Here is a 23,547-nt window from a genome sequence, read left to right on the forward strand (position 1 = left end):
CATGCCCTTCCAAAAAGTTCAGACCGAGAAGCTCTCAATCGCAGTGGTACGGCAGATCGAGCTGCTGATCCTGCGCGGCATTCTACGCCCCGGCGAGCGCTTGCCCGCTGAACGCGAACTCGCCGAGCGGTTGGGCGTGTCGCGCCCATCCTTGCGCGAGGCGATTTCGGAGCTTCAGGAGCAAGGTCTTTTGGCCGCCAAGGCCGGATCCGGGATCTATGTGGCCGAGGTGTTGGGCTCTGCCTTTTCACCCGCCCTGATCCGCCTTTTTGGCAGTCATCCAGAAGCAGTTTTCGATTATCTCTCATTCCGTCGGGACATGGAGGGCTTGGCGGCTGAGCGCGCAGCGAGAATGGGATCAGAAAGCGACCTGAAAGTGGTCCAAACGATCTTTGAAAAGATGGAGGCCGCCCATGCCCGCAACGCTCCGAAAGATGAGGCCAATCTGGACGCGCAATTCCACATGGCCATTATCGAGGCGAGCCATAACGTCGTAATGCTGCATATGATGCGGTCGATGTTCGACCTGTTGCGCCAAGGCGTCTTTTACAACCGTCAAATGATGTTCAATCAACGCACAACCCGAGAAGCCATCTTGGATCAGCACCGTGCAATCAATACCGCGCTACAGGCGCGCGACCCGGAAGGCGCCCGCGAGGCTGTTCAGAAACACCTGAACTTCGTTCAACAATGCACACAAGATCACCAAAAGGCTTTACGGAACGAAGAAATCGCGCGGCAGCGACTGGATCATGAAACGCGTTGATCTGACATGATGGACCGCCTGAATGTCAGCGAGGTTCAAAGCTTCCGAATAGCTCGTTCACACCGGTGTCTCCAAAGGCTCAAGTGCTTCAACGGTTTAGGATCGTAGTCGATCAGTCCGGGAAAGGTGCTGTCAGCTTCCGACCGGCTCCGCAGTATGGTGGGCGCGGCCACAATGGATTTCGTAACTGCGTCCGCGCTGTCTGCCTTCTGCTTTTCAGCGGCTATCACAGCTAGCATTTCTGCATGATAGGCGTCCATGGCCTCTGAGCGCTGGCCTTTGCGGAACCGAAACGCACCGATCTTGTCGTGAACTGCTATTAGTTCGGCGCAGCGCGAAAACCGCAGCCAAAGCTCACCATCGACAGCCAAGGACAGGCGCTCGTCAAGCTGTCCACCGGCTTTATCCCATAAGCTGCGTCGCCAAAATGTCGACTCCTGCTGCACCCACTGATAGTCGCCCGCAAGAAACCGTTGATACGAAATTGGTCTTGGACGTCGAGAGGCCAAGATACACCCTGCCTCGTCTATCGTCGTGAGCTTACCCGTCACCCAGTCCAACTTTGACTTTAGCGCAAAAAGAGACCCAACAAGTCCGAGCCCACCCGGCATTAGGACATCATCGGAATTGATCCACCCCATGACCTCGCCAGTGGCGAGAGCAAACCCCTTGTTGACCGCGTTGGCTTGCCCGGTATCCGGCTCGGATATGATATGTGCGAATGCCCCGCGATATCTTTCGACAATATCAAGCGACCCGTCTGTGCTGCCTCCATCCGACAAGATCAGCTCAAGATTAGGATAAGATTGGCTGACAATTGACGTAATGGTCTGCTCGAGAAAATCGGCGCAGTTCAGGTTTGGAATGACCAGACTTATCTTGGGCATTTTCGCCATGCATAATCCTTTTACCCAAGGCCGAGCTGCGTTGACGCAGCAACAGAGTTTCTGTCCGGTTGCATCAACACTGACAAGTTGATCATTGCAACAGCTTCTTTGGAATGCGCTTTCCGCTGCCGGGGCCCATATGCTCGGTTTGTGCCAAAGTCGTAAGACCGGGGTCAATGAAAAGACGCTTTCCCGCGTTGCGCAGCGAAAGATGCAGGGTTGTGTGCTCGCAGGTGACGTGGCCGGTCTCATCCCGTGGCCGGTACGTGGCACCATGCAAAGCTTCGGTCTTGTACAGGCCCAACCCACCAAAAGCACTGTCCACCTCAATCATTGGCGTATCAGGCGGCATCGAGTATTGGCGACTATAAATGATTTTGCGCTGCATCCGTCGCCACCAGACACTGCGAAACATCCTGGGCCGCTTTAGCGCCGCAAGCTCTCGCCACGGGTCTTGTTCGCACCAGCCTGCGCATCGCAGCGCGTATAGGTCATAGTAGGCGGGCAATGAGTTGGCAAACACAGCGTCCCACTGTGGCACCTGACGCACCGCCGCGTTCAACACCTGACTCGGATCCATCTGCGTGTTGGGTCCGTCCATATCAAGAACCAGGGTCAGTGGATGGATCGGACTGCTGGTTAGAAGGTGCTCAAGAACTGTATTTCTGGCTGCAGCAATACGCTCCACACGTTCTTCGAAGAGGCCGGCCATACTATCAAGAAAGAGTATATCAACACCCGCGCTCATAGCCGCGTAGTCTTGCAGGATATCATCGGTGTTGTCTGAATTATCGTTGGTCGCGATAATCACGCGACTGCTGTCTAGCTGCGCCCGTAGTTGTTCGATACGCAAGAGCGTTTCGGTCAGAGATTCTCCACCATTTCGAACGACGCCGAGAATGTTCATAAGAAGTCCAGCAATTCAGGCAAAAGGTCTTCTAAAACACTTTGACCCGAAAGCGAGCTTTCGGGTCAAAGTTCAAACTTTGTCCAGATTTCAGTGCAGCTTTTCGCCTACATCCGCGATGGCCGCGTCGATCAACTTGTTGGCCTGGGTAGCCGTCATCTGCTTGGCCAGAACCGCGTTTGCTGCAGAAACAGCAACAGTGATGGCTTGATCGCGCACTTCTTTCACGGCCGAAGCCTCAGCCGATGCGATCTGGTCCTGTGCTGCCGCCAAACGACGAGCAATGGACTTCTCCAGATCGACCTTGGCTTGTTCAGCCGCCAGCGCAGCATCATCCTTAGCCGCCGCCACGATGGCATCCGCCTGAGACTGAACTTCGCGTTGCTTGCGCTCATACGAGGCCAGCAGGCTGCGCGCTTCTTCATGCAGGGCGCGAGCTTCGTCCAGTTCCGACTGAATGCCCTCGGCCCGCTTGTCCAGTGCGCCGCCGATCATGCCGGGCACTTTGAAGTAAAACAGAACCGCGATGAAGACGATAAAGCCCAGCAGGACCACAAAGTCTGTGTTGCCAAGCGAGAAGAACGGGCCGCTTGCGGCCAGCGCGGGGCTGGCAGCACCGAGTGTCAGGATAAGGGCAAGAGTATTCCGCATGTCACTTATCCTTTCATCTGCGCGTCAACGGCACCGTCGATGGCTTTGGCATCCGCCTCGCCGCCCAGTGCTGTGACCAGTTCAGTTGCCGTATCCTTGGCAACCACTTGAATACTTTCCAGCGCACCGGCACGGATGTCGGCAATTGCCTTTTCCGATTCAGCTGCTTTTGCAGCGATTTCAGCATCTGCCTTTGCAATCGCGTCATCCAGACCAGACTGGATTTCGGCACGCGCCTCGGCAGCGATACGCTGCGCTTCGGCACGGGCATCGGCCAGCGCCTTGTTATAGGCCTCTTCAGCCTCGACCGCCTTGGCCTTCAGATCTTCGGCCGCAGCCAGGTCATTTGTAATGGTCCCCTGACGCTCGGCCAGGATTGCCGCGATGCGGGGCAGAGCCACGCGGGACAGGACCAGAAAGATGACGACCAGCGTGATGACCAGCCAGAAAATCTGGTTGGGGAACCAATCAAAGCAGAGCTGCGGCATCCCGATGGCCGACCCGTACGAGTCAACACAGGTGCCTGCTACTTCTTTGGCTAGGGGTTCAGTCGCCATGATGTCCTCCGTCGGAACGTTGTCTTTACAACAGGTGGGCCGCTATGGCTTGGACCCACCTGCGCGTAAGGATCAGGTTCCGCAGATTAGACGGCGAACATCAGCAGCAGCGAGACCAGGAATGCGAAGATCCCCAGGGCTTCTGCGAATGCGATACCGATGAACAGGGTTGCGGTCTGCGAAGCAGCCGCCGAAGGGTTGCGCAGGGCGCCGGCTAGGAAGTTGCCTGCAACGTTGCCCACCCCGATTGCGGCTGCGCCGGAACCGATTGCTGCCAGGCCTGCGCCGATGTGTGCGAGATCGCCTTCCATGATGTATCTCCTTACGAATTGGAAGTTTCGATGTTGGGTTATCGTTCCTGTGCTGGGTGCAAGACCCAATCAGTGATGCGGATGCAGAGCGTCCTTAAGGTAAACACAGGTCAGAATGGTGAATACGTAGGCCTGGATAAAGGCCACCAAGACCTCGAGACCGTACATTGCGGTGATCGCCAGAACCGACACGGGCGAGATCACAGCAATCGCGGCAAAACCTGCGAACACCTTGATCACCGCGTGGCCCGCCATGACGTTACCGGCCAGACGAATGGAGTGGCTGACCGGACGCACAAAGTACGAGATCAGCTCGATGATCGCCAGGATCGGGCGCAGCGCCATCGGGGCGCTGGAGACCCAGAACAGGCTCAGGAAGCCCGCGCCGTTCTTGACAAAGCCCAGGATGGTGACGGTCAGGAAGACAGCCAGCGCCAGCGGGATGGTCACGGCGAAATGCGATGTGGTTGTGAACGAGGTCGGGATCAGGCCCAGGAAGTTCGCGGTCACGATGAACATGAACAGGGTCATGACATAGGGGAAGAACTTGACGCCTTCCTTGCCGCAAATGTCTTCCAGCATCTTGTAGATGAAGCCATAGGCCAGTTCGGCCACCGACTGCATCCGGGTCGGAACAATCGCGCGCTTCGAGGTCGGCACGATTAGCAGCAGAACAATCGCAACGATCGCAAAGAACAGCCACAGCGTCACGTTGGTAATGGTGAACATGCCCACTGCGCCGTCGCCGAACAACGGTTTGACGATGAACTGGTCCATCGGGTGGAATACCAGGCTGCTGCCTTCTGCTGCGGTGGTCTCGGTTGCCACGTTCAGTCCCTCTCGTCCTTCTCGGCAGCCGTCGCCGCCGTTTGTTTCTCTTGGACCTCTTTCGCGCTGCGGAGCATAACCTTCACGCCCGCGACAAGGCCCAGCAATGTAAACAGCACCAGAAAGATCGGGATCGTCCCGAGCAGGCTGTCCAGCCCGTATCCGATGCCAAATCCGATCCCCAGACCGGAAACCATTTCGATGACCATCCTCCAGGCAAGCTCGCCGCCGGATATGTCATTGTCTGCGCGTTTGGGGGGCTGTTTGGCCTTTTTCGCCGCGTCGATCTTGGCCTCCAGCTGCGCCATACGCTGCTTTTGGTCATCATCGGTCACGGGCGTTTCCCTCGCACAGTCTTGGGTAGGGTGCTAAGGCGATGCGGGCACAGAGTCAACGGTGTATAGGTCGCACCCACAGATCATTTAAGTATTTGATTTTTATTATTAAAATCTTTTCACCGCCAGACCCAAAACGGAAGTGGATTAAAGGTCCGGCACGGATACGCCTGAATCCGCATATTTAACCAAATGGTTGACCAAGCCCTGACGCTGTGGTTCAGCGAAGACATGTCCAACGATCTCGACACAGTATTCGCAGCCCTCGCCGACCCGACCCGCCGCGCCATCCTTGCGATGTTGCTGGAGGACGATATGGCCGTGACCGACGTGGCCGAACCGTTCGAGATGTCGCTTGCGGCGATCTCGAAACACCTGGTGATCCTGACCAAGGCGGGATTGATCAGCCAGGAAAAACGGGGGCGGGTGAAATGGTGCAAACTGGAACCGGATGCCTTGCGGACGGCTTCGGTTTGGATGCAAGGTTTTGGGCAGTTCGAACCCGTCAATCTGGACGCGTTCGAACGATTTCTGGAAGTTGAACTTCCCTCGGGCGAGGATTGAACCGCCTAACGGACAACAAAGACCGAAATGGAGGCGTGCGTTGCCAGATAGCCGGCATGGCTGGAAAAGATGTAGTCCATGATCCGTGGCGCATGCGTGCCCACCACGATTAGGTCCGCGCCAATCTCATCCGCTGCGCGCGTCAGGTCGCCATCCAATTCAGCACCGACATCGACCGAGTGGATGTTGCGAAAGTCAACTTCGGCCCCGCTTTTTTCAGCGAGTTGATCGGCAAAGTTGCGCAGATCTTCGTTGACCATCGCGTCAGGCTGCACGGGGTCACCGGGTTGAATTCCGGTGACGCTGACAACAGTAATCTTGGCGCTTTGCCACTTGGCGACCGCTGCGGCGACCTCGGCAGCTTTCTGAACCGTGGGCGGCAAGTGCAGATCAACTGGGAACATGATGTGGTCATACATAGTGAATTCCTCCTCTGTTCAAAGCATAGGGAAATTCGAATGTAACAACTTTGATCTGCCTCAAAGGGCACCGGCAGGCCTAGGCGCCCGGCTCAACACCTGTCACCACACCCGTCACATCCGCAAGGCACAGCCAAGGCGCAGATACCCCCTGAACATCTACCAAGGTGATCGAACCTGTCGCGTCAAACTGAGTGGGACGCGCGGAAATACCGCTTGCTCGTATGCCGGATTCCGCCGCGACCAGCGCCTCGCAACTGGCTTGCAGGTCGGCTTCGCTGATGACGCCGCTGGGGGGCTGCGGCGGCGTGCACGCAGTCAGTATCGCCATTGCAGCGAACGGGAAAAACGCTTTCATCAAGGTGCCTCTGATCTGACCTTTATCCGCTCTACAGTCTCATATCTTGTTCAAAGCACAACAGTCATTTGGTAACGAGCGCAGCCTCCTGCGTTTCTTCGGATTTCAGCAACAGAACCAGCGCGACAACGGTCAGCACGGCCCCTACCCCGACCAGCAAGGCGGGGGCTTTCTGGCCCAAAGCAATCTCCCACAAGATGACCCAACTTGGTACGAGATAGGTGTAGGCCATTACCTTGGCCGAGGGCAGACGCAGCGCCGAATATTGCACCAGCACGAAACTGGCTGCCGTGGCAAAGACAGACAGATACAGAATGACCAACCAGATGAACAAAGACAGGCTTGCCCAATCCGTCGCCGCTATGTCCTTCCAGCCGTATAGCGACAGCAAGAGGCAACCCGCGACCATAGTGCCGAAGGAAAAGACCACAGCAGGCTCACCCCGGTTCAGCTTTCGCACCATCGGCGTATAGATTGCGTGAGCGACACAACCCCAAAAGTAGATGATCTCGCCCCGGTCGACCTGAAACGCCATCAAGGCCTGCCAGTCGGCTCGGAAAATCACCCACAACGCTCCTGTTGCACCGATAACCAGCGCCAGTGCCATACGTGGGGTCGTCACCTGCTGTAACAAGACCCAGCCCGCCAAGGCCGAAAGAACCGGGGTCAGCGTAAAGACCGCCGCAGCGCTAACCGGTGGTGCAGTTTTCAGACCGACGAACATCAATACGAAATAGGTGCCGAACAACCCGCCCAAAACAAGGTACCGCCACGGGGCCCGCGCAGCAGATCGGGGCACCCCGGTCGTGGCCAACGCAGCGGCACCAATCACCAGCGCTGCAATTGCGAACCGCGCCGCTGTAACCGCGACAGGCGAGATTTGGTTTGCGATCATTGCCCCAAGGGAAAAACTGCCAGCGACCAGTGCCGAGAATGTCAGCATGGCCAGATGGCCCCGTGCCTGTGGGCTCATGTTTGCCAATCCTTGGACTGCTCTTTCAGGTAGGACAGAAATGCCTGCACCTTGGTGGTGCGGTGCAAATCCACATGCGTTACCAGCCACAGATTGCCGAACCACTCGGGCAACGGTTCAATCACCTCGACAAGGTTTGGATCACGCGCAGCCTCCCACCTGGCCATAAAGCCGATCCCGGCACCGGACAGAACTGCCTCGCGTATGCAGAAATTATTCGTGCAGCGAAATGTGATCCGTTCGACGGGCACGGTTTCACGCAACCATTTTGAAAAAGGCGCCCGGCTGTTTTCATCATCCGTGCTGACGAAATAGTGGTTAGGGAAATCCTCAATCCCGGCGGGCCTTCCATGTTGCTCAAGATAGGAGGTGCTCGCGTACAGTCCGACCTCCTGCCGCATGAAGGGCTGCACCACGTTGTCCGGTTGATCCGGGGCCGAGCCCGCGCGGATAGCCACATGCGCCTCACCATATTCCAGTCGGAACAAGCGATCCCCGGTCAGGTAGCGGACAATCAGATCGGGATGCAGTCTCTGGAATGCGCTCAGCACCGGGACGATCAACGGCGCCAGCGACGACAGTGACGTAACCACCAACTCGCCCGAAACGTCGTCACCACGCCCCTTCATCCGCCCCACCAACTGATTGAACTGATCTTCGGTCGCCTGCGCAACCCGCAAAAGATCCTCACCCGCTTCGGTCGGCGTGTAGCCCCGCGCGTGACGCTGAAACAACTTAACCCCCAACCGCGCTTCGATCGCATCAATATGACGGATCACCGTCGCATGATGCACGCCCAGCACGTCCGCCGCACCGCTAACCGTACCCATTCGCGCCACCTGATAGGCGGTTTTCACTTCGTCCCAGTTTTCCATTGCATCTTGCCTATTGTGCAAATTTCAACACTCAAATTGGGTGTAGCAAAATTTTGCACGGTGGCGAAGGGGCATGGTTTAGTGTTTTCTGATCGCTGGGCGTTTTTCTGGTCGAGATATTGACTATGTCGAATCCCGGATGGGCCTTGCCCAAACCGCAAACCCGAACACTAGAGGTGGAAGCGGCGTTCTTCTTGACCAATGCATAAGGCCTGAAAGCTTAGTAAAAAAACTGCACTTGCAGAAGATCAGTGTAGATATCGTCTTTTTTGAAAGACCGAGTCAGCAACTGAATGTAAACCGCCCAGTCTTCACTAGCGTCAACCACGACCCACGGTTCTTCTGGTGGTGTTGGCGCGAACGTAAAAGGCCCCGGCGCTGTACGAGGCTAAACGTTAGATATTCGAACTGGAGTATTGGTAGTGGGTGCAGGATTTGGCCTTCATCAAACAGCTTTGCGTCAAGAAAGGCGAAGTCTTTGGCGCTGAGACAACCCAAGTGTCGAAAGTCTCCTAACGACCGATCGGCAACTGCTCTTCGCAATAAAGTAATCCAGCGCTCCAACAAATTCGAAACCGCACGTAAATTGCAAAAAACGTGTCGCTGCAGTCCGAGGGTTCTTTGGCTCAGCTGCCAATTCTTTCGATCTGATTTGGCTCACTAAGTATTGGGCCAGCCAATAAGGACGTCACGCCGCTGACTTTGGATCAACGAATTACATGAACCGAACACCTTGCGTGATGCACGACTCTGTTCGCAGTGGAACCCAAGAATATGTCCTCAAAACCAGGCTTGTGCGATGCCAAGACGATGCAATCTGCATCGCACTCGTTTGCAAAGTCGACAATGGCCCTACCCGCGTGCCCAGAGATGAGCCGAGCCTTCGCGCCTGGAATTTCAGAGGCAGTCTGATGCAGGTTTTCCAAGATTTCATGCCGTGTATTTTCGAGTACTTCGCTGGGAATCTGAGATCCCACATAAGGGGGAATTGGCTCTTGAACGTGTACCACGGTAAAAACGGCGTCTGTATCGGCCAATTGGCGCGCGGCTGCAAAGGACGCTTGTGTGTCGTGTTCTTGGTCCAGAGCAACCGGGATCAGGATGTTCTTGTACATTTGACCTCCTATCTACTGCTCCGATGATTTCAGTTTGGTTTTTCGGCAGCACGCACCCTAAACAGGTTCGGACTTTGAAGATTTCCCGGCGCTCTTTGTAGCGGCTGCAACGTCATCAACTGTTTTCTCAACAGCTGCAACTTCGGTTTCAGTGACATAAGATGCACAGCGGGACACGGTTTCGAACCATTCCTGCGCGTCGGCAACCAACCGCTCAGCCGAATGGCGCTGCCATTCCGTCATACTCTGAAGCGCTTTCGTTGGATCGGACGGGTTCGCGGAAGACACTTTGCGTGCAGCTTGTAGAGCCGTCCGAACCGCCTCGTGACGCCGTTCGAACCAATGCTGCGCAAAGGCCTCTGTTTCTTCGAGCAATTTTTCTTGCGCGTCCCAAAATTGTTCGATCTGGGCGCCGAAGGCCGGATTGTCAGACATGGGCGGCTGCATTTGCTTGAAAACATCCACAAGTGAGGTCGAGCTATTTGTGCTAGATTTCTTTGTCGGCATCGAAAATTCCTCCTCGTTTCCTGAATGAGCTATTGTGCCACCTGCTGCGCGCTTTCGCCTTAATACAGATCAATATCCCTATTTTTAGGATCTTCAGCTTAGGCTGCGACGGGACATTCGCATTCTCTCCGACACCGGTTCCTAGCGGGCAGTGTTGGAGTTAGAGTAGTCTAGACAAGAACTTAACGCTTGGTTTTCTATGCACATTGCCGGCTTTCTGATTACCCTTGGCATCCTCTTCCTTGCCGGATTGGCGGCTGACCAACTTGGCCGGGCCACGCATCTTCCTCGTGTTACAACCTTACTTTTCCTCGGCCTGATCGCAGGGAACGCCGGAATTGGTTTGATCCCACTAGAAGTTGCAATGTGGTTCGACGAGATTTCCATTGTGGCCTTGACGATGGTCGCGTTTCTTCTTGGAGGTTCTTTGACCCGCGAGAACCTGGTTAGGCATGGTCGAGCCATCCTTACGATTTCAATTTCAATCGTGGTTGCAACCCTTGCTATTGTGTCTGCTGGACTGACCGCAATTGGCGTGCCCTTCGGGTTGGCGTTGGTGCTGGCGGCAATTGCTACGGCTACAGCTCCGGCCGCCATGACAGACGTGATCAATCAATCTGGGGTGTCCAACAGCTTCACCAAGACATTAAAGGGCGTCGTCGCAATTGATGACGCTTGGGGTCTGATCGTTTTCAGCATCGCCTTAGTTCTGGCCGGTCATTCGGATGGTTGGGCCACAGTCACGACCACAGCGATGTGGGATTTCGGAGGGGCTATTTTGTTGGGTGCCGCACTAGGCGTGCCATCCGCTTACCTGACCGGCCGCTTGAAACCGGGAGAGCCAATGCAGGCAGAAGCAGTGGGCATAGTCTTTCTGACAGCGGGCCTCGCGCTTTGGCTGGAGGTCTCATTCTTGGTAGCAGGCATGGTTGCGGGCGCAGTGATCGGGAATCTTGCCCGCCATCACGACCGTGCTTTTCATGAGATCGAGCACATTCAGTGGCCATTCATGATCCTGTTCTTCCTGCTGGCTGGCGCCACGTTGGATATTGAAGCCTTTGGCTTAATGGGCTGGGCTGGTGCACTTTTCCTGATCTTGCGCGCCGTAGCCCGCCTTGTCGGAGGTTACTGCGGAGCGAGACTTGGCGGCCTGCCTCGCCGTCAGGCCGGTTGGTTTGGTCCCGCTTTGTTACCACAGGCCGGTGTCGCGGTCGGAATGGCCCTTGTCGCCGGAGAGCAATTTCCGAATTGGGCCGCGTCGATCATGGCCTTTACCCTGGCCAGTACAGTTGCCTTCGAGGTGTTGGGGCCGCCTTTGACACTTATGTCAATCAGACGAACGGCTGACACGGATGAACCGATTGGTCCGTGACTATTCAGACTGGATCGATTCAAGAAAGGCGAGCAAATTCGCCAACGGCAAACCTACCATCATTGGTTGCCCACTAGGCAAAGCCACCGCAATTTGTTGGTCTGTCTCAAACACCGCACCAAAGATTGGCATTTCGCCGCCATGAGCGAGCAATTGTGAACGGCCATCAATCTGTTCAGCTATGCGATCTATCGGAAACACACCGCCGTTCTCACCAGCCAATTTGGTAAGGTCAGGTGTTCGAATAGCCAGCATTTCGGCCATTGGCCCGTCTCCGGTTGCTTCGAAACCGTGACATTGCCAGCAATACGTTCGGTACAATTCACTTCCTTCGCTGACGCTGACCTCCTGCGCTTGTGCAGGTCCCGTGGCGAACAGTGCCAGTAAAATCCCTCGATACGACCGCATATTCTCCTCCAAATCGCTGCCACAAATGATGATCCTATTAGACAGCACAGTTACGGAACGTCTTTGACCTTGCTCATGTTGCACGCGCCGAGTCTAATCCAGGCCAGCCGCCATCTACGCCACTTCTTCGTTGACCTCACCACTATCGCGCCCTGACGGCACTCCTTCCAGTGCGTTCATGTGCCAGCGAATTCGCCAGAGGTGATAAGACACACGATGCAACCATCTGAGAGCATCCAGCCGAGCCCACACCACATCGTCCGGTAGACTGTCAGTTGCAGCGTCGGAGATGAGCAGGTCTCTGCGAAGTTTCCTCTGTCGTCGCAAAAAACGGCGAACGCGGTTCAGCGTGTTTTCGCACTGCACTGGATTGTCGATCTCCAAATAGCTACCAGTTGCTGCAATCAACACCGAAGCAAGCCGCTTCAAACGCTGGTCTTTTGGTAACTCGCTTATCCGATCATCTTGGCTACACCGGTAAAGCAGTCGGTCAAGATGGTCGAGGACATGGTACATACCCTTGATGCTGGATATCTCTGCGTCGGACCTGCTGGGCAGTTCAATCTTGTCTAGGTACGAGCGCGCTTCCGATACAGCAGTCTGAATGCTGTCCCGTCCATAATCGGGTCCGCTTGGCTGAGATGCCCCGATACATGACCGAAGGTGCGCCACTTCGGCCCTTACAATTTGTTCGACTGCAACTTTTGCTGCGCCCACAGCTATTTCTGGCATCCCGAGGACGAGAGGATCCAAAGATCTCGTCAACTCAGCCCCTTTGTCGGGTACGAGGGCCTCGACAAATCTGGCGAAGGGTTTCGCGAACGGCAGGATCAGCGCCACGCCTATGGCGTTGAAGAAGCTATGGAAAGCGACAAGCGCAGTCAGAGAGCTTCCAGCCCCCGACCCGCTTACAAAGACTGCAGTAAACGGCCCCAGCAGGAAAAATGCCAGTGCCCCTGTCATCACATTGTAGATCACATGAGCAAAACCGGTGCGGCGCGCCATCGTCCCACCGCCAAGGGTTGCCAAAACAGCGGTGAAAGTTGTCCCCACGTCCATTCCAATGACCAGAGCCGCCGCTTGGGGGAAGTTCACAGCACCGGCGCTCAACGCAGCTAACGCCGTTGCAACGCCAGCACTCGAAGACTGCGTCACCATCGTGATGAGGACGCCGATCAGTACAAGCTTCAACCTGCCCAGCAGTGTGTCTGGTGGAAAATCGGCAGGAGTAACTACGCCCTGAAATGCGTCCAACCCGGATTTGAGTTGTTCGATCCCAATGAAAATCAGACTGAACCCGGCCAATGCCAACCCAAGGCCGGAAACCGCTTTTCTTCCTGAAAGCGCCAGCAAAGCCCCAAAAAAAACAACGGGCAACATCACTTGCCCCAGGTCCAGCTTGAACCCCAAGAGCGCGACGAGCCAACCTGTCATGGTCGTTCCGATATTGGCCCCAAAGATGATCCCAAGCGCTTGGGGAAACGCGAGCAGACCAGACGCGACAAATCCAACGGCCGCAACGGTGGTCGCACTGGAAGACTGGATTGCAGCTGTCGTGACTGCACCTGTTACAGCCCCGGTAAACGGTGTCGACGTGAACCGGCCCAGAATATCTCGCAATTTCGCCCCTGCCAAAGTCTTCAAACCGTCGGTCATCAACAGCATGCCGACAAGGAACAGGCCGATGCCGCCTAAGGCCGGTAACAGGTTCCAGAACATCACGAATTGCTTTCCACCCTAAATCTCAAACCGCCTAACGTGTTTGCTTTGCCTTTAAGTCCGACGGCAAACGACAGGTGGTTTGCACTCAGCCTCGCAGACCCGCCCCCCCGAGTTGGTTGACATAGATCAAAGCATCATAATGAATCACATAGTGAAATACGAATGTTTTAACGTGTCTACGTTCACCGACCTGTCCCCAAGCAAACACAAAGGTGAACGGAATTTTGTCGGAGCGGAAGCTCCACCCAAGGGGGCTCGGCAGGAGTGGTGGCGAGCCCCCAGTTAATCGATCGGTGCCCAACGCGCCCAGACATTGAAACACAAGGCCTTCGATGCAGCATTGACCATCGGATTAATCCGTTCCGCTAATCGCGGACGAAAACGAGAAGGACGCCACTGGCGATGTTCTGAATCGGCAGTTGTTGGAATCACTTATGAACTCTGTTGATCCAAACGAACAGAAACTCAGACGGGCTCTTACTACCCCGTTGCTCACGCTTTATGGACTTGGCGTAACGGTCGGAGCGGGTATTTACGTTTTAGTCGGTGCAACAGCAGACATTGCCGGACCGTTTGCGGCCTTGTCGTTCGTCGTAGCCGCGCTCGTCGTATCACTCACCGCGCTTTCCTATGCAGAACTCGCAACTCGATTTCCTGTGAGCGCAGGTGAAGCGGCCTATGTTGAAGCGGGATTTCAGAAAAGATGGATGGCAGTATTCGTTGGGCTTGCGGTGGCAGCCTCGGGCGTTATCTCCGCCTCTGCCGTTGCAATTGGCGCAGCATCATACCTTCATGCTTTGACCGGTTTTACGATCCCTGTTTTGACCGTCAGCGTCGTTTTGATCATGGGTCTAATCGCGCTTTGGGGGATCACTGAGTCGGTCTTTGTTGCGGCTGTCATCACGATCATTGAAATCGCAGGTCTTCTCTTTGTGATCGGCTGGGGCATGTCGATTCAGGATCCGCAGGGATACGGGGTAAGTTCGATGCTTCCGCCGCTGGAACTCGACGCGTGGAGAGGTATTTTCGCGGCATCGCTTCTCGCCTTCTTTGCGTTTGTTGGCTTCGAGGACATGGCCAATGTCGCGGAAGAGGTGAAAGACCCAGTGCACACCATCCCAAAAGCGATTTTGCTAACGCTCGTTCTGGCAACCGTGTTGTATCTGGGAACTTCAATGACGGTTCTACTTGTTGTTCCGATCGATGTTCTTTCGACATCCGCAGCACCTCTCGCGCTTGTGTTCTCAAACGCCCCTGAGATGATTAAACAGGGCTTTTCCGCAGTCGCGATTGTAGCGACGGTCAACGGAGTACTGATCCAGATGATTATGGCCTCGCGGGTGATCTATGGACTCGCTGACCGTGACCAACTGCCGAAGGTTCTGGCGATTGTCCCGAAAGCAACGCAGACACCAGTTGTTGCTACTTTGCTGGTCGTCGCGATCATCGTACTGCTGACCCAAACTATGCCGATTGGTACTCTGGCAGAGCGCACATCCCAGATCGTTCTGGGCGTCTTTGTGCTCGTCAACATTTCTCTGATCCTGCTGAAGATGCGGCCGGACGAGGCTGTCAAACACTTCCGCGTTCCTCTTGTGGTACCGATCCTTGGCGTGATCACCAGTGCATTGCTTTTCGGATCTGGATTTCTCTAACTAAATACATCGACCCAAAGGCTTCCAAGAGCTACCACGGCATATGACGACCGACCAAACTTCCATAAGATCAAAACTCTCGGGCTGGTGGCATAGAACCTTTGTGAATCTGGTTCAGCAGCTGCAATGGTCCTATTTGCCGCCATTAATGGTCTATTTCGCGGCCGGCGTGTCCGGCCTGACCTCGGTCGTCGGCGCTTTTTTCCTAAAAGACTATCTCGATTTATCCGCCTCTTTCGTTGCAGGACTGGCATTTTGGGCCGGCATCCCTTGGATCCTCAAAATGCCGCTTGGTCATGTCGTGGACCTGTTTTGGCGCTGGAAGTCCCTGCTGATCCTGTTTGGCGCATCCCTGATCACGTTGTCTTTGCTCACAATGTACGGTCTCGTGACCGCGCCTGCCGTGATGTCCAATTTCATGCCACTGGAAGACTGGTATGTCCTAGCCCTGCTGCTGGCGCCTTCAGGCTATGCCATTCAAGACGTAGTTGCGGATGCCATGACGGTCGAAGCGGTCCCCAAGGTTAACCAGCACGGCCTCCCGTTTACGCCTGAAGAAACCCGTGCACAGCACACGACAATGCAAACCTTGGGCAGAGTTTCGATCATTTCCGGGTTTGCGGCGGTTGCGGCTGTGAACATCTGGATTTTCTCTGGAACTGATGGTCTGCAAATATCCGAGCGCCTTGCGCTTTATGGCCAAGTGTACCTGATAGCTCTGGCCATCCCGGTGTTGTCGGTCAGCGGGGTCGTTCTTCACAGCTTGATCCAGCGTCAACTTGCCAGGCGGGGTCATCCGCCCCACACACCGGATGAAGTCACAGAAGTCAAATGGTCCATTTTGCTGGGTGGCTTTGCATTCGTTTTGCTTAGCATCGTGCTGGGAACCGCAGATTTTGAATTTGCGCAAGAGACTGTTTTTGCAGTTTCTTTGACGGTAATTCTGTACCTGATGTCGCGTCTGCTGAAGGAGCTGGAACCAGCCCAAGCCAAGGCCCTGATCGGGACGGCAACAATCATTTTTGTTTTCCGTGCCGTGCCGCTACCAGGACCAGGCCTGACTTGGTTTGAAATCGATGAACTTGGGTTCGATGAACAGTTCCTGGCAATCCTGGCACTATTAACTTCGCTGCTGGCATTATTGGGGTTGATCGTTCTCCGGCCATTTATGGCCAATCGCTCCATTGCGCATGTGGTGGTATTGTTGACGATCGCCGCATGCATACTCGCCCTGCCCAACCTCGCCCTATATTACGGCGTGCATGAATGGACGGCAGCGCGTACCGGCGGAGTTGTCGATGCAAGGTTCATTGCCATTCTTGACACCGCTGTTGAGTCCCCGCTTGGGCAGATCGCCATGGTCCCAATGTTGGCCTGGATCGCCCGCAATGCACCCGTTCAGTTGAAAGCTACTTTTTTTGCAGTGATGGCATCGTTTACCAACATGGCATTGTCGGCCAGCAGCCTCAGCACCAAGTACCTCAACCAGACATTTGTCGTCACACGCGCTGTCACCAACCCTGAGACTGGTGAGATCACATCAACCGCGGACTACAGTCAACTTGGATACCTGCTGATCTGCGTGGCACTGATCTCAGTGATCGTTCCACTCGCTACAGTGTTTTTTGTTCAAATCTCGCGTTTTCGAACGAGCGAATGATCACTGACTTTCCACCTCTTCCAGCAGAGCTCTGAGGTGTGAGACCGGGACGCCGATGTTGGAACCACCGAACTCGGGCAGGATCGCAGCATTGATGGCAACGACCTCACCACGCCGGTTCAATACCGGTCCTCCGCTCCCACCGGTCGTGGTCTCAGCGTCATAAACGATTGCGCTCTCACTTGTCCGCGCAACGATCCCACGGCTTGCTAGCGGATGAATCTTGCCTTGTGTGGAAAGCCGGGACGCGATCGACCAAAAGTTCAACGTCCCGTCTGCCTCCAATCCCTCTAAAAAGCCGGGACCAGCCTGCGCGATCAATGCTTTCAAACCCGTTGGGTATCCCAACAGATAAAGCTCTTCACCTACGCGCGACGTGGCATCCGCTAACGGAATTCCGAGGTCCTGAACGCGGCTTGGCTCAACTTCCAAAATCGCCAAGTCTGCCGCTTCGCTGAACCGAAGCAGCCGCGCCTCTATTGGTTCCGTCTGATCAGGCAAATAGGCCAGCAGCCTCAACATCTCTGGCTCAAGACCCGCGTCTCTCAGCGCCTTCTCTCGGTCTCCTGATGTCCACGGCAACGCAACATGACGGTTGGTGGCCATCAACGGTACCTCAGCAATCAAAAATCCTGTTCCGGTGAACTGAAATTCTGCAGGTTCGCCGGTCCCATCCGGTTCGATCCAAGGCTGGCCAAACGGGGTTTTAAGGTTTTCGCCGTCTGGCCCCACAACGTGCCGTAGAATCTTCCCGCTTTCAACGTGGCGCAGACCGTAAGCCCCCTGAAGGAAAGCGACAGATCGGGTAGAGGCAGCTATCACCCGCGTGGGCGCTCCTGCCTGTTGTTCCAAGGTTCCAAGACGTTGTTCGGTCGTCACAAGCTGGTTCTTGAAAGCGTCACGCAACGAAGACAAGTCATCAGGTGTCAGCGCATCTTCCCGCGTCTGAGCGAGCATAACCGCGACCGCTTCGATCTTGCGGGATTCCTGTTCGATACTCTCCGCCAAGCGCCGGTCGTTTTGGTAAAGCAGGTACCCAAACCCCGCGATCACAAGAAGCGTTGCAAGAACCGTGATCCTGAACAGTACCGTGGTTTGAGACGCAAGCCGCCACCCACCGTCGCGCAGGGCACCAGACATCTTTTTGGCGAAGGGTCGACGGCTCGTTCGGGTATAAGCATATGCGTCGCTGAGGATATCCTCGACTGTATGGTGCGCGGGAAATGAGTGATCGCACAACCTGTACCGAGACATGGGGCCCTTTTCTCCGAACTCAATCATGTCACCATGATTAAGAGACGTCGAAGAAGTTTTTTGCCCGTTCACCCACAGATTGCGTCCCGCTGTAGCGGTTATCGTGTAACGATCGTCAGCCCACTGAAGGGTAGCTATATCGTTGTCATGAGGAGGCAGGTCCTCTTTAAGACGCAGGCTTAGCACCCTGCCTTCACTAACAGAGACAGTCAGGGCATTGTCGACAAGCCAGTTCACGTTTCCGCGCGATGGACCTGTAAGGCTCTCCAGAAAGGCCCGCACCTCGCCTTCACCACCATTCACTGGGGGTATCATGTCGCTCACTTTTGTTTTGCGCATTGTGGCCCCCTATCCAAACGCGTGAGGGCATTCTACCACGCCGCAACACCAAGCCCATGGTTTGACGCGAATGTAGAAAAAAGCTCATTTAAACAAGCACCTGCGATGTCTGCCCGGATTCAACCAAAAACAACTATCAGACCACAGTTCCAAGAAGGCCGATCCATGATCGGCCCTCTGCTTTGGCATTTTCAAGCACCGTATCGCGCCAACAGTCTGTCTATTTCGACGATACCTTGATCTTACGGCTTGGATCCTGAGGCTCACTCTTCGGCATTTGAATACGCAGAACACCCTTGTCGAATGTTGCTGAAACCTTGTCGACTTCCACAGTATCTGGCAGCGACATGGCTCTGGAAAAGCTGCCGTAGCTTCTTTCGCTGACACGCAGATCGCCCGTTTCGTCATGCGCAATCTTCTTCTGACCGCGCAGGATTAGCCTGCGATCCTTGATTTCAATTTCCACATCATCCTCTTCGAGCCCCGGCAATTCAGCCGTAAGGACTATCGCAGAATCCGTCTCTTGGACATCGATTGCCGGAGATATCGCGCCTGTCATATCAAGAGACGGAAAACCCGTGCGTTGCGCAGCCGTTTCCATGGGTAGGAAAGGCGATCCTCCCCCAAAAAACCGCGACATCAGAGTTTCCATTTCACGTCGAAAATTGTCGGAGAGCGGATGCGTTCCAGTGAAAAGTTGCGGGGACTTTTTGTCTTCTAGCATTTTTTGAGCCTCCTCCTTTGGTCGGATTTCGCGCGCGCAATATTATGACAGGAAAAGCGGTCAATGACCTTGATCTTGCGCAAGCATGCAGCCTCAGCTTTAGCCAGATCGCACGTACCGACCGGACGAACAGAAACGGGAACAGTCGGCAAACATACTTGCCCTGTCTTGCTGCAATTCAGACCAATCTCAGTAGTCTTGATCGGAGCCCCATGTCAGCTTAGCGTTTATTCTGAATGAGCCCGGGTTGCTTACCTTTAGAAATTTGGAGCAAAGCCGTATGAAATGGCCTTATCTGGCGCTGATCTACGTTTTGCTGATCTTGGCCCCCTTGGGGTTTTCCTGGTCTCTGGGATGGCAACCGCGATCATTTCATCAAGAGCTCGCGTCCGGGCTTGGAATGCTTGCTTTTTCAATAATACTAGTTGAGTTCTTGCTGTCTGGGCGGTTCAGGTTCATCTCTTCCGGTCTGGGTATGGATGTGACCATGCGGGTGCATCAGATGATGGCGCGTACAGCGCTTGGCTTCGCGCTAATACACCCGCTGCTGTACCAGGGTACGCCATCTGGCGGACGCCGCCCGTGGGATGAAACAAGTCAACTTACTATTTCGACCGACTTTTCTGCCCTGGCGTCGGGCATCGGCGCATATTTTTTACTGTTCATTCTGGTCGCCTCGGCAATTGCCCGAAAATCCCTTGATTACAAGTACGAGACATGGCGCCTCTTGCACGGGCTGGGAGCCTTGGTGATTGCCTGCCTGCTGTTGCACCACTCGGTCTATGCTGGGCGCTACGGTGGACATCCGCTAATGACGTTTCTCTGGCTTGCCCTGACCACTATTGCTGTAGGGACCTTGCTGTTTGTCTATCTCGTTCACCCTTTGCGTCAGAGGAAAAGGCCGTGGCGCGTTACTTCTGTGTCTCGACTAACACCGAGGCAATGGGAGTTGCGCCTCAAGCCCGATGGTCACACCGGACTAACTTTCGAAGCAGGGCAGTTTGCTTGGCTAAATGTCGGCCACAGTGCTTTCTCGCTGCACGAAAACCCATTCTCGATTAGTTCAGCACCAGCTGAAGGCCCCGAAGTGTCCTTTGTGATTAAGGAACTTGGGGATTTCACATGCGGTCTCGGACAAATTGCTCCGTGCACCCCGGTCTATCTGGATGCCCCACACGGAAATTTGTCGATCAGCCACCGTCCTGAGAAAGGCATCGTTCTGATCGCAGGTGGTGTGGGTATCGCGCCGATGTTGAGCATCACGCGACAGGTACGGTTGAGTGATACACAGCGGGATCTCAAGCTTATCTATGGCAACCGCGTGGAGGAGCAGATTGTTTATCCTCAGGAGTTGTCCAAGGAAGAAACAGTATTTGTTCTATCCGAACCGCCAAAGGATTGGTCAGGAGAAACAGGTTTAATCGACGGTCCTCTGTTGGACCGCAATTTGTCTTCTGAACAATTTGAAAGCTGGCTTTTTGTTCTCTGCGGCCCGCCTGCCATGATGGACGCCGTCGAAGATCATCTAATCACGCGGGGCACCGCGCCCCATCGGATTTTGTCTGAAAGGTTCGACTATGATTAGATTGCTTAGAAACCTGCCCGCACGCCAACAGGTGAAATTCGCAGTGTGGTTTATCAACTTTGCAATCTTTGTCGCTGTCTTGGCCTTTTCCTTAAGGTAGCCATACGGACCATTGGGCCTTGGCTAGCCTTGTAATTGCCAGCCGAAAAAAGGCAGATTTTCTTGCAGATGCATGCCGTTACGAATTTCCTTAAAAACAAGCTTTGCTTGGACAGACAGGACGCACCACAACTCTCCCAAGTAACGCCTTTGATGGAGATCAAGGGCAACACACACCACTTATTCATAATTGGAAATCTATTCAGACCGATTTATGGGAGGATCGGAATGACCGTACTCATCGCCTTCGCTACAGTCGAAGGTCAGACGGCAAAGATTGCGCGTTTCATCGGCGATATCGTGAAGGAAGCCGGCTTCAACACACGGCTGATCAATACTGACGAAATGCACGACCACGTGTCGCTTGACGATGTGGCCAAGGTCATTCTCTTGGCTCCGGTCCACGAGCGTAGGCACCCCGAGTCCTTTGAGGCTTATGTCGCGTCAAATAGAGATGCCTTAATGAAACGAAAATCTCTCGTGCTTTCCGTCGGTCTAAAGGCAGCTTTTGCTTCAGGTCGAGAGGAAGCGCGCGACTATCTCAAAGAAATGCTTATGCGAACAGGAATGGAACCAAATGCGACGGCATTGATCGCAGGCGCGGTGAGGCCCGAAGGCTACGGATATTTTGAGAGGGAAATCCTAAAACACGTCGTCTTGCTGGGTCGAAAAATCGATCCACGAGATGGAGCGCGGGAGTTTACTGATTGGGACGAATTAACGTCTATTGTGATAGATTTCCTTGGTGGAAACGGCCGGGCCAATCAGCATCAATCTCAAGCGATATCCTAGTAACAGCAGGCTACTCTCGTACTTACCAGAAAATCACAGTCGCCGGTTCACTTCATCAGTGTCCGAAAAGCACTGGCAACCCTGTCTGCTCCAACATTGCTTGCGTCGTTCCACCAAAGAGTGACTCACGCAGATGGGAATGCCCATAAGCGCCCATAACAACGAGATCGGCCCCCAATTCTGTTGCGCGATCCTGAATGCAGTGTTCGATCGAGTCCCCACCACATGGAAACTGCGACACGGTCACTTTGCAACCGTGATGACGGAGCCATCCAGCAACCTCAGTTCCAGGCTCTTCGCCTTCGACGTCATCAGACGACCGCAAATCAAAACACCCAACCACAACTTCCTTGGCCGCCAGAAAAAAGGGTAAAGCTAAATGCGCAGCCCTGGACGCAGGCAGGCTATCATTCCATGCCAAAACAATGCGTTCACGTTGGGCAAACGGGTCTCCATTGATCATCAGGGCGACCGGTGAATGGAACAATACTCCGTACGCGACCTTATGAAACAAATCGGGATCTTTTCGCAACTCAGCGTCAAGAAAGGCGATATCACAGCATTTGGCTTGGCCTGCCACAAGATGCTGTAACTCTGTTCCAGATCCAATAAAGGCGTTTACATTTGCCGATACACCCCGCGCGGCCAGAAGCGCTTCAACTTCGGTGGCGCGGGACTTCAAGGCAGCATTTCTTGCGTTAAGGACATCCAACCAGTTTGAAGGAAGACCCGCCTCAACGAACCTGTTTGATCCATACTTTAGGTAAGGCAGTTTAGGTAAAGCTGCGATCACTACGCAATTCAAGTGGCCGTTCTGGGTACGGGCAGTTTCCGCGCATTCCAATATCGACGCATCGTCAGCATCGACTCCTACATAATATACCACTGTTCTGTGTTGCATTCCCGACCTCCGTCCGGGATTTTACTTCGTCCAAGACTCGTGTGCACTGACTAGGTCAACAAAGAAACAATGTTGTCGGTCGCGATTCTTACTTCGGCAGCATGAAGAACTCTTCCAGCACAATCTTGCCTTCTGCCACTGAATACACAGCGATCTCGCGCAGGGTCATACGCTCTCCGGTAGCCTTCTGAATCACTTCAGCCCTGAAGCGCACTCCAAAACGGTTGGGCGGGTGGACATAAGGGCCATCCACGTCGAGTTCCTGGATTTCGTGCGAGGCCAACCAATCTTCTCTCTTCCCCTTGATGGCTTCTCGCCCCTTAGAAACGCGGAACTGTCTGACCGGAGGCACAACTGCCTCAATCGATTGAGCGTTTTCGGCATACATTTCATCAACACTTCCAAGGCCTCTGCGCTCACGCATGGACTGGACGAACGATCTTCCGATTTCAACTAACTCTTCCATGAATCTCCCCCTAGATTACCATTGACTGTACCACGTCTTCCCCGCGCTTATCTTGACAAGGATCAATGAGCGTATCTCCCTAACAGCCGGGCGCCGCTCGCAAACTCGGCACTTGTTCGCATAGGCAATCTATTCGCTGCAATGCCCTGGAAGACGCCGTTCTGGATTTGCTTCGTCAGAGTCTGATGCAGCCCGACGCAGTGGCAGCTTTTATCAAGTCCTTCAGCGAAGCCGCCAACGCGGAAGCAGGCACAGCGGAGGTAGCCCGGACCCGTCTACAGTCCGAGCGGGACAAAGCGGCGCGTAAACTGAATGGGTTTTAAGAGACAATCGCAGGGGGCATTCGCACCCCCGGAGATGCAAGCCAGGCTTGAAGAGCTCTTCCCGCGGGGGTGATGTGAACGCGCCGCTCTCCGAGCCTGCGTTTTCACCGGTGCGACTACACCCGAACCTGTCCGAGCTCTATCGCTCCAATGTTGCTAGTCTTGCACATGCGTTATCGGACCCGTCGATCCTC

Annotated in this window: 26 protein-coding genes; 7 read left to right on the top strand and 19 right to left on the bottom strand. The window is 54.6% G+C overall.

What is annotated here, in order from left to right:
• The first annotated feature begins 1 nt into the window (after position 1).
• Positions 2-766 carry an FCD domain-containing protein gene (locus tag ACR0L1_RS21605; protein ID WP_170787321.1) on the top strand — a complete coding sequence of 255 codons (765 nt, stop codon included), beginning with the start codon at positions 2-4 and terminating at the stop codon, positions 764-766.
• A gap of 35 nt (positions 767-801) precedes the next feature.
• On the opposite strand, the gene ACR0L1_RS21610 is transcribed toward ACR0L1_RS21605, so the two are convergent.
• The 7 genes from ACR0L1_RS21610 to ACR0L1_RS21640 form a co-directional block, all read right to left on the bottom strand.
• Positions 802-1,662, bottom strand: a complete 861-nt coding sequence (locus ACR0L1_RS21610; protein ID WP_480505705.1) for a glycosyltransferase family 2 protein — start codon at positions 1,660-1,662, stop codon at positions 802-804.
• Positions 1,663-1,744: 82 nt separating this feature from the next.
• The gene (locus ACR0L1_RS21615; protein WP_480860736.1) at positions 1,745-2,560 is read right to left on the bottom strand and encodes a hypothetical protein; all 816 of its coding nucleotides are present in this window, start codon (positions 2,558-2,560) and stop codon (positions 1,745-1,747) included.
• Positions 2,561-2,650: 90 nt separating this feature from the next.
• Positions 2,651-3,211, bottom strand: a complete 561-nt coding sequence (locus tag ACR0L1_RS21620) for a F0F1 ATP synthase subunit B (RefSeq protein WP_170787325.1) — start codon at positions 3,209-3,211, stop codon at positions 2,651-2,653.
• A gap of 5 nt (positions 3,212-3,216) precedes the next feature.
• Entirely contained in the window at positions 3,217-3,768 is a 552-nt protein-coding gene (locus ACR0L1_RS21625; protein WP_170787327.1) for a F0F1 ATP synthase subunit B', read from the bottom strand.
• Between the two features lie 86 nt (positions 3,769-3,854).
• A complete protein-coding gene (locus ACR0L1_RS21630; protein WP_005981269.1) occupies positions 3,855-4,079 on the bottom strand; it encodes a F0F1 ATP synthase subunit C in 225 nt (74 codons plus the stop codon).
• 69 nt (positions 4,080-4,148) lie between these two features.
• Positions 4,149-4,907: a F0F1 ATP synthase subunit A gene (locus ACR0L1_RS21635; RefSeq protein WP_170356118.1), complete on the bottom strand. Its 759-nt coding sequence runs from the start codon at positions 4,905-4,907 to the stop codon at positions 4,149-4,151.
• Positions 4,908-4,909: 2 nt separating this feature from the next.
• Complete coding sequence (locus tag ACR0L1_RS21640) at positions 4,910-5,242, bottom strand: AtpZ/AtpI family protein (protein ID WP_480505700.1); 333 nt, start codon at positions 5,240-5,242, stop codon at positions 4,910-4,912.
• A gap of 231 nt (positions 5,243-5,473) precedes the next feature.
• On the opposite strand from ACR0L1_RS21640, the gene ACR0L1_RS21645 reads away from it, so the two are divergent.
• Positions 5,474-5,806 (top strand): ArsR/SmtB family transcription factor, encoded by a 333-nt coding sequence (locus tag ACR0L1_RS21645; RefSeq protein ID WP_170775386.1) that lies wholly within the window; start codon positions 5,474-5,476, stop codon positions 5,804-5,806.
• A gap of 5 nt (positions 5,807-5,811) precedes the next feature.
• Here ACR0L1_RS21645 and ACR0L1_RS21650 read toward each other — a convergent pair whose 3' ends face one another.
• The 6 genes from ACR0L1_RS21650 to ACR0L1_RS21675 form a co-directional block, all read right to left on the bottom strand.
• Complete coding sequence (locus ACR0L1_RS21650) at positions 5,812-6,225, bottom strand: universal stress protein (RefSeq protein WP_170775255.1); 414 nt, start codon at positions 6,223-6,225, stop codon at positions 5,812-5,814.
• A 79-nt stretch (positions 6,226-6,304) separates the two neighbouring features.
• The gene (locus ACR0L1_RS21655) at positions 6,305-6,583 is read right to left on the bottom strand and encodes a hypothetical protein (RefSeq protein ID WP_480860738.1); all 279 of its coding nucleotides are present in this window, start codon (positions 6,581-6,583) and stop codon (positions 6,305-6,307) included.
• Positions 6,584-6,647: 64 nt separating this feature from the next.
• Positions 6,648-7,556, bottom strand: a complete 909-nt coding sequence (locus ACR0L1_RS21660; RefSeq protein ID WP_480860740.1) for a DMT family transporter — start codon at positions 7,554-7,556, stop codon at positions 6,648-6,650.
• Positions 7,553-8,431, bottom strand: a complete 879-nt coding sequence (locus ACR0L1_RS21665; protein WP_170787338.1) for a LysR family transcriptional regulator — start codon at positions 8,429-8,431, stop codon at positions 7,553-7,555. The genes ACR0L1_RS21660 and ACR0L1_RS21665 overlap by 4 nt, the downstream gene beginning before the upstream one ends.
• A 707-nt stretch (positions 8,432-9,138) precedes the next feature.
• Entirely contained in the window at positions 9,139-9,546 is a 408-nt protein-coding gene (locus ACR0L1_RS21670) for a universal stress protein (protein ID WP_170791640.1), read from the bottom strand.
• 57 nt (positions 9,547-9,603) lie between these two features.
• Positions 9,604-10,053, bottom strand: a complete 450-nt coding sequence (locus tag ACR0L1_RS21675) for a phasin family protein (protein ID WP_480505689.1) — start codon at positions 10,051-10,053, stop codon at positions 9,604-9,606.
• Positions 10,054-10,252: 199 nt separating this feature from the next.
• Between ACR0L1_RS21675 and ACR0L1_RS21680 the strand changes: the two genes are divergently transcribed.
• Positions 10,253-11,425: a cation:proton antiporter gene (locus ACR0L1_RS21680; RefSeq protein ID WP_480860743.1), complete on the top strand. Its 1,173-nt coding sequence runs from the start codon at positions 10,253-10,255 to the stop codon at positions 11,423-11,425.
• Here ACR0L1_RS21680 and ACR0L1_RS21685 read toward each other — a convergent pair whose 3' ends face one another.
• Both ACR0L1_RS21685 and ACR0L1_RS21690 read right to left on the bottom strand, forming a co-directional pair.
• Entirely contained in the window at positions 11,426-11,833 is a 408-nt protein-coding gene (locus tag ACR0L1_RS21685; RefSeq protein WP_170791643.1) for a c-type cytochrome, read from the bottom strand.
• Between the two features lie 114 nt (positions 11,834-11,947).
• Entirely contained in the window at positions 11,948-13,552 is a 1,605-nt protein-coding gene (locus tag ACR0L1_RS21690) for a Na/Pi cotransporter family protein (RefSeq protein WP_480860745.1), read from the bottom strand.
• Between the two features lie 437 nt (positions 13,553-13,989).
• Here ACR0L1_RS21690 and ACR0L1_RS21695 point away from each other — a divergent pair, with 437 nt between their 5' ends.
• Positions 13,990-15,210, top strand: a complete 1,221-nt coding sequence (locus ACR0L1_RS21695) for an APC family permease (RefSeq protein ID WP_480860747.1) — start codon at positions 13,990-13,992, stop codon at positions 15,208-15,210.
• Positions 15,211-15,253: 43 nt separating this feature from the next.
• Positions 15,254-16,870: an MFS transporter gene (locus ACR0L1_RS21700; RefSeq protein ID WP_480860749.1), complete on the top strand. Its 1,617-nt coding sequence runs from the start codon at positions 15,254-15,256 to the stop codon at positions 16,868-16,870.
• Here the strand turns inward: ACR0L1_RS21700 and ACR0L1_RS21705 are convergent, their stop codons facing one another.
• Complete coding sequence (locus ACR0L1_RS21705) at positions 16,871-18,463, bottom strand: trypsin-like peptidase domain-containing protein (RefSeq protein WP_480860751.1); 1,593 nt, start codon at positions 18,461-18,463, stop codon at positions 16,871-16,873.
• 220 nt (positions 18,464-18,683) lie between these two features.
• The gene (locus ACR0L1_RS21710) at positions 18,684-19,187 is read right to left on the bottom strand and encodes an Hsp20/alpha crystallin family protein (RefSeq protein WP_170787350.1); all 504 of its coding nucleotides are present in this window, start codon (positions 19,185-19,187) and stop codon (positions 18,684-18,686) included.
• A 280-nt stretch (positions 19,188-19,467) separates the two neighbouring features.
• Between ACR0L1_RS21710 and ACR0L1_RS21715 the strand changes: the two genes are divergently transcribed.
• Both ACR0L1_RS21715 and ACR0L1_RS21720 read left to right on the top strand, forming a co-directional pair.
• Positions 19,468-20,772 carry a ferredoxin reductase family protein gene (locus tag ACR0L1_RS21715; RefSeq protein ID WP_480860753.1) on the top strand — a complete coding sequence of 435 codons (1,305 nt, stop codon included), beginning with the start codon at positions 19,468-19,470 and terminating at the stop codon, positions 20,770-20,772.
• 327 nt (positions 20,773-21,099) lie between these two features.
• Positions 21,100-21,663 carry a flavodoxin domain-containing protein gene (locus ACR0L1_RS21720; RefSeq protein WP_480860755.1) on the top strand — a complete coding sequence of 188 codons (564 nt, stop codon included), beginning with the start codon at positions 21,100-21,102 and terminating at the stop codon, positions 21,661-21,663.
• Positions 21,664-21,718: 55 nt separating this feature from the next.
• On the opposite strand, the gene ACR0L1_RS21725 is transcribed toward ACR0L1_RS21720, so the two are convergent.
• Both ACR0L1_RS21725 and ACR0L1_RS21730 read right to left on the bottom strand, forming a co-directional pair.
• Positions 21,719-22,564, bottom strand: a complete 846-nt coding sequence (locus ACR0L1_RS21725; RefSeq protein ID WP_170791649.1) for a universal stress protein — start codon at positions 22,562-22,564, stop codon at positions 21,719-21,721.
• Between the two features lie 88 nt (positions 22,565-22,652).
• Complete coding sequence (locus ACR0L1_RS21730; protein WP_480860756.1) at positions 22,653-23,030, bottom strand: SnoaL-like domain-containing protein; 378 nt, start codon at positions 23,028-23,030, stop codon at positions 22,653-22,655.
• Between the last annotated feature and the right edge of the window lie 517 nt (positions 23,031-23,547).

The organism is Ruegeria sp. J8 (assembly GCF_056531925.1).

Coding starts and splice junctions, on each gene's coding strand:
- ACR0L1_RS21605 (WP_170787321.1), top strand. CDS start 2: ATGCCCTTCCAAAAAGTTCAGACCGAGAAGCTCTCAATCGCAGTGGTA.
- ACR0L1_RS21610 (WP_480505705.1), bottom strand. CDS start 1,662: ATGGCGAAAATGCCCAAGATAAGTCTGGTCATTCCAAACCTGAACTGC.
- ACR0L1_RS21615 (WP_480860736.1), bottom strand. CDS start 2,560: ATGAACATTCTCGGCGTCGTTCGAAATGGTGGAGAATCTCTGACCGAA.
- ACR0L1_RS21620 (WP_170787325.1), bottom strand. CDS start 3,211: ATGCGGAATACTCTTGCCCTTATCCTGACACTCGGTGCTGCCAGCCCC.
- ACR0L1_RS21625 (WP_170787327.1), bottom strand. CDS start 3,768: ATGGCGACTGAACCCCTAGCCAAAGAAGTAGCAGGCACCTGTGTTGAC.
- ACR0L1_RS21630 (WP_005981269.1), bottom strand. CDS start 4,079: ATGGAAGGCGATCTCGCACACATCGGCGCAGGCCTGGCAGCAATCGGT.
- ACR0L1_RS21645 (WP_170775386.1), top strand. CDS start 5,474: ATGTCCAACGATCTCGACACAGTATTCGCAGCCCTCGCCGACCCGACC.
- ACR0L1_RS21650 (WP_170775255.1), bottom strand. CDS start 6,225: ATGTATGACCACATCATGTTCCCAGTTGATCTGCACTTGCCGCCCACG.
- ACR0L1_RS21655 (WP_480860738.1), bottom strand. CDS start 6,583: ATGAAAGCGTTTTTCCCGTTCGCTGCAATGGCGATACTGACTGCGTGC.
- ACR0L1_RS21660 (WP_480860740.1), bottom strand. CDS start 7,556: ATGAGCCCACAGGCACGGGGCCATCTGGCCATGCTGACATTCTCGGCA.
- ACR0L1_RS21665 (WP_170787338.1), bottom strand. CDS start 8,431: ATGGAAAACTGGGACGAAGTGAAAACCGCCTATCAGGTGGCGCGAATG.
- ACR0L1_RS21670 (WP_170791640.1), bottom strand. CDS start 9,546: ATGTACAAGAACATCCTGATCCCGGTTGCTCTGGACCAAGAACACGAC.
- ACR0L1_RS21675 (WP_480505689.1), bottom strand. CDS start 10,053: ATGCCGACAAAGAAATCTAGCACAAATAGCTCGACCTCACTTGTGGAT.
- ACR0L1_RS21680 (WP_480860743.1), top strand. CDS start 10,253: ATGCACATTGCCGGCTTTCTGATTACCCTTGGCATCCTCTTCCTTGCC.
- ACR0L1_RS21685 (WP_170791643.1), bottom strand. CDS start 11,833: ATGCGGTCGTATCGAGGGATTTTACTGGCACTGTTCGCCACGGGACCT.
- ACR0L1_RS21690 (WP_480860745.1), bottom strand. CDS start 13,552: ATGTTCTGGAACCTGTTACCGGCCTTAGGCGGCATCGGCCTGTTCCTT.
- ACR0L1_RS21695 (WP_480860747.1), top strand. CDS start 13,990: ATGAACTCTGTTGATCCAAACGAACAGAAACTCAGACGGGCTCTTACT.
- ACR0L1_RS21700 (WP_480860749.1), top strand. CDS start 15,254: ATGACGACCGACCAAACTTCCATAAGATCAAAACTCTCGGGCTGGTGG.
- ACR0L1_RS21705 (WP_480860751.1), bottom strand. CDS start 18,463: ATGCGCAAAACAAAAGTGAGCGACATGATACCCCCAGTGAATGGTGGT.
- ACR0L1_RS21710 (WP_170787350.1), bottom strand. CDS start 19,187: ATGCTAGAAGACAAAAAGTCCCCGCAACTTTTCACTGGAACGCATCCG.
- ACR0L1_RS21715 (WP_480860753.1), top strand. CDS start 19,468: ATGAAATGGCCTTATCTGGCGCTGATCTACGTTTTGCTGATCTTGGCC.
- ACR0L1_RS21720 (WP_480860755.1), top strand. CDS start 21,100: ATGACCGTACTCATCGCCTTCGCTACAGTCGAAGGTCAGACGGCAAAG.
- ACR0L1_RS21725 (WP_170791649.1), bottom strand. CDS start 22,564: ATGCAACACAGAACAGTGGTATATTATGTAGGAGTCGATGCTGACGAT.
- ACR0L1_RS21730 (WP_480860756.1), bottom strand. CDS start 23,030: ATGGAAGAGTTAGTTGAAATCGGAAGATCGTTCGTCCAGTCCATGCGT.